The organism is Stenotrophomonas africana, from assembly GCF_013004645.1.
Taxonomy (GTDB): domain Bacteria; phylum Pseudomonadota; class Gammaproteobacteria; order Xanthomonadales; family Xanthomonadaceae; genus Stenotrophomonas; species Stenotrophomonas africana.
Window position 1 is genome coordinate 209,750 of sequence record NZ_JABEME010000004.1, and the last position, 13,450, is coordinate 223,199.

Consider the following 13,450-nt stretch of genomic DNA (forward strand, 5'->3'; position numbering starts at 1 on the left):
GGTAGGGCATCAGGCGCGGGCGACCTGGTCCAGCAGCCACTGGCTCAGCAGGCCGACCGGGCGGCCGGTGGCCATGCCACGCTTGCCTTCATCGCTGGCCACGCCGGCGATGTCCAGATGGGCCCAGCGCTGGCCTTCGGCGAAGCGCGACAGGAAGCAGCCCGCGGTGATCGCGCCGGCCCAGCGGCCGCCGATGTTGTAGACGTCGGCGAAGCTTGAATCCAGCATCGGCTGGTACTCGTCCCACAGCGGCAGGCGCCAGGCGCGGTCGAACACGTGCTCGCCGGCGGCCAGCAGCTCGTTGGCCAGGTCGTCGTGCTTGCTCATCAGGCCGGCGGTCTGGTGGCCGAGGGCAACCATGCAGGCACCGGTCAGGGTGGCCACGTCGACCAGCGCGGCCGGCTCGAAGCGCTGCGCGTAGGTCAGCGCGTCGCACAGGATCAGGCGGCCTTCGGCGTCGGTATTGCCCACTTCGATGGTCTTGCCCGACATCGAGGTGATCACGTCGGACGGGCGGTAGGCGTTGCCGTCGATGGCGTTTTCCACCGCCGGCACCACCACCACCAGGTTCAGCGGCAGCTTGGCCTTGACCGCAGCAACGAAGGTGCCGATGACGTTGGCGCCACCGCACATGTCGTACTTCATCTCTTCGATGCCGCCCTGGGTCTTCAGATTGACGCCACCGGTATCGAAGGTGATGCCCTTGCCGACCAGCACGTACGGCTTGGCGTCGCCGCCATTGGTCCACTTCAGCACGACCAGGCGCGGGCGGTTGGCCGAGCCGCGGGCGACGGCCAGCAGCGAGCCCATGCCCAGCGCTTCCATCTGATGCTCGTCGAGGATCTCGGCTTCGGCACCTTCATGCTCGCCGGCGAATTTCACGCCCACCTCGGCCAGGTAGGCCGGGGTGCAGTAGTTCGGCGGCAGGTTGCCCAGCTCGCGGGCGAACTCGACACCGGCGGCGATGGCCTGGCCCTGGGCCAGCGCCTGGGCGTCGTCACCGGCGATGGCCAGCTGGGCCAGGCCGGCGTCGTCGGCCTTCTTCTTGCCCAGGGTGGCGGTGTAGCGGTAGGCGGCGTGATCGGCGGCGATCACCGCCTGGCGGATCGCCCAAGCCGCATCCCGGTCTTTCACCGTCACTTCGGACAGGGTGAACAGTGCGCTGCGGGCAGCACCGGCCTTCAGCGCGCGCACGGCGTCGCCAACGGCCTTCAGGTACTGCGGCACGCCGAAACGGGCGACTTCGCCGAGGCCAACCACCAGCACGCGCGGGGCGGTCACGCCCGGCAGGTCGTGCAGCAGGGTGGTCGCGCCGGTCTTGCCGGACAGGTCGCCGCGCTGGGCGAGGGCGGCCAGGCGGCCACCACTGGCGGTGTCCAGGGCCTGTGCGGCCGCGGTCAGGGTATGGTCGGCATACGCGCCGACCACCAGGCAATCAACGGCGGCGGCGGCCGGAGCAACGTGGTTCAGGGTGAATTCGAGGGCCATTGAGCAGATTCCATTGGCGAGTCCGTACAATCGCAGGCCGTTTACGCCCAGACAGTAGACTGGGCGGCACCGCGAACGAACCCCAGAGTTTAAACCACCGCCCCATGCTGAAGCTCGACCGATACCTGCTGGGCGATTTCGTCCAGAGTTTCCTGGCTACCCTGATCGTCCTGCTGGTGGTCAGCGTGGGCGGCGTGCTGGTGGACATCCTCGGCAACATTGCCGACGGACGCCTGCCGGCCAAGCTGCTGTTCTCGCAGCTGGGCCTGCAGTTCATCGCCTACCTGCCGCTGATCCTGCCGCTGGCGCTGATGCTGGGCCTGCTGCTGGCCATCGCCCGCCTGTACCGCGACTCGGAGATGGCGGTGATCACCGCCATTGGCGTCGGGCCCAAACGCCTGCTGCGGCCACTGCTGATGCTGGTGGTGCCGGTGGTCGCCCTGGTGGGCGCCTGCTCGCTGTGGCTGGGCCCGTGGGCCGGCCGGATGGCCGAGCAGATGATCATCGAGGCCAACCGCAGCGTGCTGATGGCGGGCCTGGAGCCGGGCCGCTTCACCCCGCTGCCCAATGGCGGCGTGGTTTACCTGTCCTCGATCTCGCCCGATGGCACCCAGCTGGGCAAGGTATTCCTTCAGCGGCAGAAGGACGACCGCCTGGAAGTGGTGTCCGCCAATGGTGGCCGCATGTTCTTCGAGGGCACCCGCCAGCGCTTCCTGGAGCTGGATGATGGCCACCAGGTGGAGGGGCCGGTGGCTGGCGCGCTGGATTACCGGCTGGCGACCTTCGCCCGCAACGACGTGGCCCTGCCCGATGGCGCGCAGACCCGCACCGAAGATGACCCCGAACTGATGCCGACCCTGAAGCTGATCGGCGATGAGCGTCCGCAGGCGCAGGCGCAGCTGCACCGCCGCCTGGCGCCGCCGCTGATCGCCCTGGCGTTCGCCCTGCTGACCGTGCCGCTGGGCCGCAGCTCGCCGCGCCAGCAGCGCTACGGCCGGATGATGCTGGCGCTGATGGCCTACATGGTCGGCACCAACCTGATGTTCATCGGCAGTGGCTGGATCGCCAACGGCAAGATTCCGCCCGCGCTCGGCCTGTGGTGGTTGACCCTGCCGCTGCTGGCGCTGGCGATCTGGATGTATGCACGTGATGGCCGTCTGGGCCGCCCCAAGGGAGCCCGCGCATGAGGCTGCGCCCGATGCGGTTCGACCTGTACCTGGGCCAGTCGGTGTTCACCACGGTGCTGCTGACCTGGGCCGTGCTGGTCGGCCTGGACGTGGTAATGGCGTTCTCCGGCGAGTTCAAGGACATCGGCAAGAACGGCTATACCCTGGGCCATGCCGCCGCGTGGGTGCTGTACACGGTGCCGCGCCGCGCCTACACGATGTTCCCCACCGCTGCGGTGATCGGCGCGCTGATGGGCCTGGGCCAGCTGGCCGCGACTTCGGAACTGACGGCGCTGCGCGCGCTGGGCCTGTCGCGCAAGCGCCTGAGCGTATCGGTGGCGATCGCGCTGTCGCTGCTGACCGCGGTGATGGTGCTCAGCGCCGAGACCCTGGGCCCCTGGGGCCAGGACCGCGCCGATGCGCTGAAGGCCAGCGCCAAGTGGGGGCGGGACATTTCCACCACCCGCTACTCGGGCCTGTGGGCACGCGAGGGCGATACCTTCCTCAATGCGCAGAGCGGCGAGGAGCAGCTGGTGGGTGACAAGGGCACGCGTCTGATCCTGCGTGATGTGCGCCTGTACCGTATCGCCGACGACGGCAAGATTGCCGCGTTGACCCATGCTGACACCGCCGAGCACGACAAGGACGGCTGGGTGCTGACCGGGGTCCGGCGCGACACCTTCGGCGAGCGCTCGGCGACCCGCCAGGAAATCGCGCGTGAACCGTGGAATTCGAAGCTGGATGCGGCCGCATTGGCCACCGGCATCGCCAAGCCGCGCAACCTCAGTGTGGCCGAGCTGAGCACCAGCATTGCCTACCGCCAGCGCAACGGGCTGGATGCGCGCGACTTCGAGGATGTGTACTGGAGCCGCTGGTTCTACCCGGTGAACGTGCTGGCGCTGTGCCTGGCCGCGGTGCCGTTCGCGTTCGGTTCGCTGCGCAGTGGCGGCATGGGCAAGCGCCTGTTCCTGGGCATCCTGTTTGCACTGGGCTTCTGGCTGCTGCAGCTGTTCTTCGGTCGCATGGCCGGCGCGCTGAAGTTCGATTACCGCATTGCCTATGCGCTGCCGCCGATCGTGATGCTGGCGGTGTCCGGATTGCTGTTCCGGCGCAAGTCGGGCTGATCTGGTAGCGCGGGGCCATGCCCGGCGCTACCGGGACAATCCACCGCTTCGGCATCCGCGCCAGGACCACCAGCATCCCGGCCCAGCGTGCTGGATTCTGTAGAGCCGAGCCCATGCTCGGCTGCTTTTTGCGCACCGCCTGCCAGCCGAGCATGGGCTCGGCTCTACAGGTCGTGCATCACCGTTTCGGCATGCGCACCAGACGGGTGCCGCTGGCGCGGTCGTGCCAGGTCAGGCGTTCGCGGTCGACCCACACCCACCAGAATCCCAAGCCGCCCAGCAGCAGGGACAGCGTGCCCACGGCGAAACGCAGCCATAGCTGGCCGCGCCGCAATGGGGTGCCATCGCGCGATTGCAGTTTCAGCCGCCATGGCCGCATGCCCAGTGTCTGCCCGCCGCGGCGCCAGCTGGCCGTGGCGTACCACCCCGTGATCGCCCAGCACACCGCCCACAGCAGCCACTGCCAGGCACTGAACGGCGCGATGTTCTCGCGCTGCGCGTGGCCGCTGAAGGTGTAGGCGAGGGTGAACAGCGTGCCGGCCAGCATCCACAGCGCCAGCACCGGCAGCGCGTCGTAGACCATTGCCAGCACGCGCCAGGGCAGCAGCGCACGCGGGCGGGGCACTTCGGTAGCGGCCGCAGGGGCCGTGTCGGTGGCAGGGCGGGACATGCGCCGAGCATACGCAAAGCTGGCCGTGCCCGCAGTGGCCCTCGTATCCTGCACGCATGGCCCTTGTTTCCACCCCCGCCGAACGCCGCCAGCTGGTCCAGCAACTGCCCGAACTGCGCGCCGACGACAGCGTGCGCATCCAGCGCTTCCTCGATGCGATCTGGGCCGAGAACGGCCTGGCCCGCGCCACCCTCGACAGCTACCGGCGTGACCTGGAAGGGCTGGCGCGCTGGATGGATGGGCGCGACGGTGGCTTGGCCGGCATCGAGCGCCCGGGCTTGTTCGACTATCTGGCCTGGCGCACCCGGCATGGCTGGTCGCCGCGCAGCAATGCGCGGTTGCTGTCGGCGCTGCGGGCGTTCTTCGCCGATGGCGTGCGTCGCGGCGAACGCAGCGAGGACCCCAGCGCGCTGCTGGATCCGCCGAAGCTGCCACGGCTGCTGCCCAAGGCGCTGGCCGAAAGCCAGATCGATGCGCTGCTTGCGGCCCCGGACATCGACAGCCCGCTGGGCCTGCGCGATCGCGCCATGCTGGAACTGATGTATGCCGCCGGTCTACGCGTGAGCGAGCTGGTGCTGCTGCCGGCCACCGCGGTCAACCTGCGCCAGGGCGTGCTGCGGGTTACCGGCAAGGGCAGCAAGGAACGGCTGGTGCCGCTGGGTGAGGAATCGCAGCACTGGCTGGAGCGTTACCTGCAGCAGTCGCGCCCGCAGCTGGTCGGCAAGGGCAGAGTACAGGCCTTGGCCGATGGGCAGACCCCGTTGTTCATCGAGCCGACGCTGCATGCACTGACCCGGCAGGCGTTCTGGCACCTGGTCAAGCGCCACGCGCAGGTGGCCGGCATCGACCCGGTGCGGATCAGTCCGCATGGCCTGCGCCACAGCTTCGCCACCCACCTTCTCAACCGCGGTGCGGATCTGCGCGCGCTGCAGATGCTGCTCGGCCACAGTTCGCTGTCGACCACCCAGATCTACACCCTGGTTGCGCGCGAACACCTGCAGAAGCTGCACGCCCGGCATCATCCACGCGGCTGAGCGAGGGCCTGAACCCTGCCTTGCGCCGTGTGCGGCGTCGCGGCCCGGTCGCGGTGGCTGTGTCAGAATCCGGGGTCTTCTTCTGCCGCGGAACGCTCCATGCTCCGATTTGCCATCGCCGCCGTGTTCGGTGCGCTCAGCCTGACTGCCTGCGCCCAGCCGGCTCCGCCGGCCGCCAAGGCACCCGCCGCTGCTGCGGCCAAGGCCGGCCCGGCCGCCAACGCTTCGGCCGACCAGGCCGTGCGCGCCGCGCTGACCGCGCTCAATCCCGGCTTCCAGGTGGACTACATCGGCGCTGCACCGTTCCCCGGCTTCCGCGAGGTCGTCGTTTCCGGGCAGCTGCTGTATGTGTCCGATGATGGTCGCTACCTGTTCCAGTCGCAGCCCTACGACACCCGCGCCAAAGGCCCGGCCAACAGCGAAGGCCTGCTGGGCTACCGCCGTGACCTGCTGGCCAAGGCCAACCACGGCGACCGCATCGTGTTTGCCGCGCCGAACGCCAAGTACACCATCAGCGTGTTCACCGACATCGAGTGCGGTTACTGCCGCAAGCTGCACCAGGACATCGCCGAGCTCAACCGCAACGGCATCAGCGTCGAGTACCTGGCATTCCCGCGCATGGGCCTGGGCAGCAAGGATTACACCGACATGATCTCGGTCTGGTGTGCGGCGGATCGTCGCCAGGCGCTGACCAATGCCAAGCGCGGTGGCAGCGTGCCGGCCAAGAACTGCACCAACCCGGTGGCGATGCAGTACGCGCTGGGCCAGCAGCTGGGCGTGAATGGCACGCCGGCGATCTTCGCGCCGGATGGCACCCAGCTGGGCGGCTACCTGCCGCCGGCGCAGCTGCGCGCGGCGCTGGAAAAGCTGTCGGCCAAGCGCTGACGCCGCCGATCTTTTCCTGTAGAGCCGAGCCCATGCTCGGCTGATGTTTCGGCAGCCGAGCATGGGCTCGGCTCTACAGGTCGGAAGCCGGGGATGCGTGTCGCATCCCCGGCTTTTTCTTACTTCAGGCCATCACTGACCGCCTTGGTCAGCGTGCCCTGTGCATCGTCACCACTGAACTCCCAGACGAACGCGCCGCCCAGGCCTTGAGTCTTCACGTAACCCATCTTGCGGGTGATGTTGGCCGGGGTATCGAAGCTCCACAGCGTGCTGCCGTTGTAGATCCAGGTGGCACCGGCAGTGTTGTCGGTGTAGCCCGGCCACGCCAGGTTCTTCAGCACCTTCCAGTCTTCGATGCCGGCCTCGTAGGTACCCGGGGCGGCACCCGTCGCGGTCTGGTACAGGCCGTTGTTGGCATTGGCCACACCGGTCCAGCCACGCCCGTAGTAACCGATGCCCAGGTTGAGCTTGGCGGCGGGCACGCCACGGCTGATGAAGGCCTCGATGGCGTCGTTGCTGTTGTACAGCTTCTGGTCGCCGGTGGACGGGTCATTCGGCGAATCGAACAGCGCCGACTGGTGATTGGTCTTCGCATCCCACGCGCCGTGGAAGTCGTAGGTCATCACGTTGATGTAGTCCAGGTACGGGTGGTACGCGGCCGGATCGGTGACGCGGATCTTGTCGATGCCCGCACCCACTGCCACCGTCAGCAACAGGCCCGGACGCACCGCATCGAGCTGGCGGCGGAATTCGGCCATCAGCGCAGTGAAGTTGGCGTTGTCCTCCGGCTTGCCGCATTCGATGCCGCAGGCCACCGGGTATTCCCAGTCGATGTCGATGCCGTCGAACACGCCCAGTGCGGCACCGGCGCCACCGGCACCGTCGGTCACCGGCAGGTTGCCCTTGATGTAGGCGTCGATGCACGAGGCGACGAAGGCCTGGCGGTTTTCCGGGCGCGCCGCGCTGGAGAAGCCGCGCGACCAGGTCCAGCCACCCAGCGAGATCAACACCTTCATGCCCGGGTACTTGGCCTTGAGCTGCTTGAGCTGGTTCCAGTTGCCGCGCAGCGGCTGGTCCCAGGTATCGGCGCTGCCGCTGACACTCTCGGCGGCACTGAAAGCCTTGGTGTAATCGGCGAAGGCGTCGCCACCGGCACCGCTGTTCGGATCCGACGGCTGGGTGACGCCCACTTCGCAGCGATTGTTGCGCACGTTGCCGAAGGCGTAGTTGATGTGGGTCAGGCGCGCGGCCGAGCCGCTGCTGTCGATGTTCTTGACCCGGTAGTTGCGGCCGTAGATGCCCCACTGGGTGAAGTAGCCGATGACCCGCTTGCCGGTGGTGCCGCCGTCGCCGGCCAGCGTGGTGGCGCTGATCTCGGTGCCCTGTGCCGACGCATTGCCGGCGTTGTCGCGGGCACGTACGCGATAACGGTAGGTGGTCGACGCGGTCAGTCCGCCATCCACATAGCTGGCACTGGACGGTGAACCGACCAGGCTGCCATTGCGATACACGTCGTAGCCGGCCAGGCCGCTGCCGCCGGTGTTGTCGGTGGAGGGGCTCCAGCTGAGCGCGATGCTGTTGGCGGTACGCGTGCCGACCGCCAGCCCGCCCGGCACGCTCGGTGCGGTGGTATCGCCACCGGCGGCGTTGACGGTGATGGTGATGGTCGCGGTGCTGCTGGTGGCGTTGTTGTTATCGGTCGCTACCGCGCGCAGGGTGTGGCTGCCGGCGCTGGCATTGGCCCAGCTGGCCGCATACGGCGCACTGGTGGCCACGCCCAGCGTGCTGCCATCGCGGAAGAATTCGACCTTGGCGACGCTGCCGTCCGGATCACTGGCGCTGGCGGTCACGTTGACCGTGCTGCCGGCACTGAAGGTGGCGCCATTGGCCGGCGAGGTCAGGCTGACCACCGGCGGCTGGTTGGCGCCGCTGCCATCACAGGCGCCGAGGTTGGTGTAGTAGGGCGCACCGGCCGGATGGTCCGGCGGCGCGTTCCAGATGTCCTGGTTCGCCCGATAGAGGACGCCTCCTTTCTGCAGGGTATCGCCGGCCCGGTAGATCTTGGCCTGGTCCCACTGGGCCACGCCGGCACAGCTGGCGGCCTGCGCCAGGCCGGGCAGGGCGGCGGTACCGGCGGCCAGGGCAAGCAGCCAGGCCAGGCGGCGGGGACGACAGCTTCGGGTCGCACGTTCGGCACTGCGCACAATCGGGTCGTACATGGGTAAGTCTCCGATCAAAGGGCGCGCGGGCCCCGATGGCGCCGCGCGTGACGCAGGTCCGGGCGTCGCCCGGGAAGGCGACGGGTGGGGCCGGACGGAGGCACCTGGGGGGCCGGGGAGAGAGTCCGGCGCCAGGTAGGGACAACGTTGTCATCAATCGCGTGGTCAATCCGTGAGCAAGCGCATGGTTCCGGGAATCGGGCGGAGAGCGGCGCTGCGTGCGGTCGGCGGCCATCGGCGGAGCCCCTCGTGGCTGGGGCTTTCCGCGAACAGCGGATTTCTGGGGGTTGGCCGGGCGGGTTCCTGCGCGGCCAGCCACGAAAGACAGAACAAAAAATCAAAAGCAAAAGCCGGTCGCTGCGCTCTTCAATGCCTGATTTCTGACATTTCCTGGTTGCCGGCCAGCGGCCGGCACCACCGGGGAGCGTCCACGCATGGCGTGGATCTGCCGCAGATCGCGGAAATCTGTCGAAGGCGGGGTGGGTCCGGTTGCGGGGGCGTGAGCCGCATGGATGCGGCGACCGAGCCTCCATGGACGGATTCACGGCGTCCCCCGCCACCGGACCCACCCCGCCATCCCACGGAAATCCTGCTTTTGCTTTGGCAGTTGCTGTTGTTGTTGCCGTTGCCCTGGCTTCGGCGGGTGCCGGGCGCCGCCCGGCCAAAGCCCTTCCCCCGCTTCCGGTACAATGTCGGGCCCGTTTCCCAACTACGGTTCCCCGGACATGATGGTCCTCGAGGGCGCGCCCGCCCTGTCGCCGTTCCGCCGCGAACGTCTTGAATCCCGCCTGCAGTCCATCGCGCCCTCCCTGCGCATCAGCGGTGCCTGGCACGTCTACTTCGTGCAGCCCGAAGGCAGCGCCGCTCCCGACCTCGACACCCTGTGCCGCATCCTTGAAGCGGCGCCGCAGGCCGAAGCCGTGGCCGAAGGCGCGGTCAGCCGCATCGTGGTGCCGCGCCTGGGCACGCTGTCGCCGTGGTCGAGCAAGGCCACCGAACTGGTCCGCGGTGCCGGGCAGCCGGTCAGCCGGGTGGAACGCGGCCTGCGCATCGACGTGCAGGGCTGGCCGGCCGATGCCGCCGCACAGCAGGCGCTGGTCAAGGCGCTGCACGACCCGATGACGCAGTCGGTGCTGGAAACCGTGGAACAGGGCCAGGCGCTGTTCTCGGCGCCGGCCCGTGGCGAACTGGAACGGGTGCCGGTGGACCAGCTGGAGGCCGCCAACCAGCGCCTCGGCCTGGCCATGGCCCAGGACGAGATCGACTACCTGCGTGAACGCTTCACCGCGCTGGGCCGGTCGCCGTCGGACGTCGAACTGATGATGTTCGCGCAGGCCAATTCCGAGCACTGCCGCCACAAGATCTTCAACGCCAGCTGGACCATCGACGGCCAGGAACAGGACCGTTCGCTGTTCCGGATGATCAAGAACACCCACCAGCAGACCCCGCAGCACACGCTCAGCGCATACAGCGACAATGCCGCGGTGATCGAAGGCCATCTGGCGTCCCGCTACCGCCCCGATCCGGCCAGTGGCGAGTACCGCCGCGAGCCGCAGGTGCCCAGCGCGTTCCAGATCAAGGTGGAAACGCACAACCATCCGACCGCGATCGCGCCGTTCCCGGGCGCATCCACCGGCAATGGTGGTGAGATCCGCGACGAAGGCGCGACCGGTCGTGGCGGCAAGCCGAAGGCGGGCCTGTCCGGTTTCTCGGTCTCGCACCTGCGCATTCCGGAACTGCCGCAGCCGTGGGAAGCGCCGCGCGCGCTGAACCCGCGCATGGCCCCGGCGCTGGAAATCATGACCGACGGCCCGCTGGGCGGTGCTGCGTTCAACAACGAATTCGGTCGCCCGAACCTGCTCGGCTACTTCCGCAGCTTCGAGCTGCCGGAAGGCGCCGATCTGGTGCGCGCGTACGACAAGCCGATCATGCTGGCCGGTGGCCTTGGCGCGATCGATCGCGTGCAGGTCGACAAGATCCAGCTGCAGGCCGGTGATGCGGTCATCGTGCTGGGTGGCCCGGCGATGCTGATCGGCCTGGGCGGCGGTGCCGCCAGTTCGGTGGCCTCTGGTGAAAGCGCCGAGGACCTGGACTTCGCCAGCGTGCAGCGCGACAACCCGGAAATGGAGCGTCGCTGCCAGGAGGTCATCGACCGCTGCGTGGCGATGGGTGCCAACAACCCGATCAAGTTCTTCCATGACGTCGGCGCCGGTGGCCTGTCCAATGCCATCCCCGAGCTGCTGCACGACTCCAAGGTCGGCGGCGTCATCGACCTGGGCAAGGTGCCCACCGATGACCCGTCGCTGTCGCCGATGCAGCTGTGGTGCAACGAGTCGCAGGAACGCTACGTGCTGGGCGTGGCCCAGGAGCGCCTGGCCGAGTTCGCCGCCCTGTGCGCCCGTGAGCGCTGCCCGTTCGCCGCCGTTGGCGTGGCAACCGCCGAGGAACACCTGGTGGTGGCTTACGGCGCCGTGCCGGGTCACACCCCGGCTGATGCCCCGATCGACCTGCCGATGGATGTGCTGTTCGGCAAGCCGCCGAAGATGCACCGCGACACCGCGCACCCGCCGGCACCGCGCTGGCCGGCGCTGAAGACCGGCGGCCTGGACCTGCAGGAAGCCGGCCTGCGCGTGCTCGCGCACCCGACGGTGGCTTCGAAGAACTTCCTGGTCACCATCGGTGACCGCAGCGTCGGTGGCCTGACCGCACGCGAACAGATGGTCGGCCCGTGGCAGCTGCCGGTGGCCGACGTGGCGATCACCCTGGCCGACTTCGACGGCGTGGCCGGCGAAGCGATGTCAATCGGCGAGCGCACCCCGCTGGCCCTGCTCGACGCGGCGGCGTCGGCACGCATGGCGGTGGGCGAAGCGCTGACCAACCTGTGCGCGGCGCCGGTTGATGCGCTGGATGAGATCAAGCTGTCGGCGAACTGGATGGCCGCGGCCGGCCACCCGGGCGAAGACGCGCTGCTGTACGACGCGGTGAAGGCGGTGGGCATGGAACTGTGCCCGCAGCTGGACATCAGCATCCCGGTCGGGAAGGACTCGCTGTCGATGCAGGCGCAGTGGCACGACCAGGGCGAAGCGCACAAGAGCGTGTCGCCGGTGTCGCTGGTGATCTCGGCGTTCGCGCCGGTGGCCGACGTGCGCCAGCAGCTGACCCCGCTGCTCGACCGCGAGGTGGACAGCGAGCTGTGGCTGATCGGCCTGGGCGCCGGCAAGCAGCGCCTGGGCGGTTCGATCCTGGCCCAGGTGCATGCCGACCACGGCGATCTGCCGGCCTTCGCCGGTGCCGCGCCGGACCTGGATGACCCGCAGCGCCTGCGTGGCTTCTTCGAGCTGATCCGCGATGCGCGCCAGGCCGGCCTGCTGCTGGCCTACCACGACCGCAGCGACGGCGGCGCCTTCGCCGCGCTGTGCGAAATGGCGTTCACTTCGCGGCTGGGCCTGGACATCACCCTTGATGCCTGGGGCGATGATCCGTTCCGCAGCCTGTTCAATGAAGAGCTGGGCGCGGTGGTGCAGATCGCACGCGAAGACCGCGCCGCCTTTGCGGACCTGGTCGAGCGCCATGCACTGATCGAATGCGCGCAGCGCATCGCCAAGCCGACCACTGCACCGGTGGTGCGCGTGTCGCTGGGCGGCGAGAACCTGGCCGAGTGGCGCTGGGACGCGCTGTTCGACGCCTGGTGGTCGGTCACCCACGCGATGCAGAAGCGCCGTGACAACCCGGCCAATGCCGACGCCGAGCGCGAGATCGCCCGTGCCTTCACCGCGCCGGGCCTGAAGCCCAAGCTCAGTTTCGACCTCAATGAGGACGTGGCCGCCCCGTTCATCAGCACCGGCGCGCGTCCGCGCGTGGCGGTACTGCGCGAGCAGGGCGTCAACGGCCAGATCGAAATGGCCAACGCCTTCGAACGTGCCGGCTTCCGCGCGTTCGACGTGCATATGAGCGACCTGATCGAAGGCCGCGTGGCATTGCAGGACTTCACCGGCCTGGTCGCCTGCGGTGGCTTCAGCTACGGCGACGTGCTGGGTGCCGGCCGTGGCTGGGCGACCTCGATCCTGGAGCGCAGCGCGCTGCGTGATGCCTTCGCCGCGTTCTTCGCGCGCGAAGACAGCTTCGCGCTGGGCGTGTGCAACGGTTGCCAGATGATGAGCCAGCTCAAGGGCATCATTCCAGGTGCCCAGCACTGGCCGCAGTTCCGCCGCAACGCAAGCGAGCAGTTCGAGGCCCGCACCGCGCTGCTGGAGGTGGTGGAATCGCCGTCGATCCTGCTGCGCGGCATGGCCGGTTCGCGCCTGCAGGTGGCGGTGGCGCATGGTGAAGGCCGGGCCGTGTTCGACAATGCCGTCGACCAGGCGGCCGCTCGCGTCTCGCTGCGCTACATCGACGGCAACGGCAACGTGGCCAGCCAGTACCCGCTGAATCCGAACGGTTCGCCGGACGGTATCACCGGCCTGACCAGCAACGACGGCCGCGTCACCATCATGATGCCGCACCCGGAACGTACGCCGCGCGCGCTCAACCTGAGCTGGGCCCCGGCCGAATGGCAGGGTGACTCGCCGTGGATGCGCATGTTCCGCAACGCGCGGGTGTGGTGCGGTTGATCGCATCACATCGCGCAGGCATCAATGCCGCCGCGTATGGAAAAACCCGCCGTTGATCGGCGGGTTTTTCTTTGCGCGCGTGAAACTCCTGTCGCAACCGCTAGTTACATCGATTTTCATGCGACGGAACTTCGTCACGCATGCCTAACAAAAAACTCTCATAAACACGTGAAATGGTGAACTGCTTCACGGCAATAGGATTTGCCGTGTCAAAGTCTTGACGATTTGGAAAGTTGCCGTTAACACTTGAACCC

The 13,450-nt window shown here is 68.3% G+C and carries 8 protein-coding genes; 5 read left to right on the forward strand and 3 right to left on the reverse strand.

Annotated elements, in window-relative coordinates; translation table 11 throughout:
- Positions 1 to 9: 9 nt before the first annotated feature.
- On the reverse strand, positions 10 to 1,488 hold the full coding sequence (locus tag HLA98_RS09600; protein ID WP_057499806.1) for a leucyl aminopeptidase: 1,479 nt from the start codon (positions 1,486 to 1,488) through the stop codon (positions 10 to 12).
- Between the two features lie 104 nt (positions 1,489 to 1,592).
- Here HLA98_RS09600 and lptF point away from each other — a divergent pair, with 104 nt between their 5' ends.
- Both lptF and lptG read left to right on the forward strand, forming a co-directional pair.
- On the forward strand, positions 1,593 to 2,675 hold the full coding sequence (gene lptF, locus HLA98_RS09605) for an LPS export ABC transporter permease LptF (protein WP_088479992.1): 1,083 nt from the start codon (positions 1,593 to 1,595) through the stop codon (positions 2,673 to 2,675).
- Positions 2,672 to 3,778, forward strand: a complete 1,107-nt coding sequence (gene lptG / locus HLA98_RS09610) for an LPS export ABC transporter permease LptG (protein WP_049447583.1) — start codon at positions 2,672 to 2,674, stop codon at positions 3,776 to 3,778. Before lptF ends, lptG begins: the two co-directional genes overlap by 4 nt.
- 178 nt (positions 3,779 to 3,956) lie before the next feature.
- On the opposite strand, the gene HLA98_RS09615 is transcribed toward lptG, so the two are convergent.
- Positions 3,957 to 4,448, reverse strand: coding sequence for an RDD family protein (locus tag HLA98_RS09615; protein WP_057499637.1), 492 nt, complete (start codon positions 4,446 to 4,448; stop codon positions 3,957 to 3,959).
- A 56-nt stretch (positions 4,449 to 4,504) separates the two neighbouring features.
- Between HLA98_RS09615 and xerD the strand changes: the two genes are divergently transcribed.
- Together xerD and HLA98_RS09625 are read left to right on the forward strand one after the other, a co-directional pair.
- Entirely contained in the window at positions 4,505 to 5,482 is a 978-nt protein-coding gene (gene xerD, locus HLA98_RS09620; RefSeq protein ID WP_049447585.1) for a site-specific tyrosine recombinase XerD, read from the forward strand.
- 99 nt (positions 5,483 to 5,581) lie between these two features.
- Complete coding sequence (locus HLA98_RS09625; protein WP_049447586.1) at positions 5,582 to 6,367, forward strand: DsbC family protein; 786 nt, start codon at positions 5,582 to 5,584, stop codon at positions 6,365 to 6,367.
- A 119-nt stretch (positions 6,368 to 6,486) separates the two neighbouring features.
- Here the strand turns inward: HLA98_RS09625 and HLA98_RS09630 are convergent, their stop codons facing one another.
- Positions 6,487 to 8,586, reverse strand: a complete 2,100-nt coding sequence (locus HLA98_RS09630; RefSeq protein WP_129550585.1) for a glycosyl hydrolase family 18 protein — start codon at positions 8,584 to 8,586, stop codon at positions 6,487 to 6,489.
- Positions 8,587 to 9,311: 725 nt separating this feature from the next.
- Here HLA98_RS09630 and purL point away from each other — a divergent pair.
- Positions 9,312 to 13,196, forward strand: a complete 3,885-nt coding sequence (gene purL, locus HLA98_RS09635; RefSeq protein ID WP_129550583.1) for a phosphoribosylformylglycinamidine synthase — start codon at positions 9,312 to 9,314, stop codon at positions 13,194 to 13,196.
- The last annotated feature ends 254 nt before the right edge of the window (positions 13,197 to 13,450 follow it).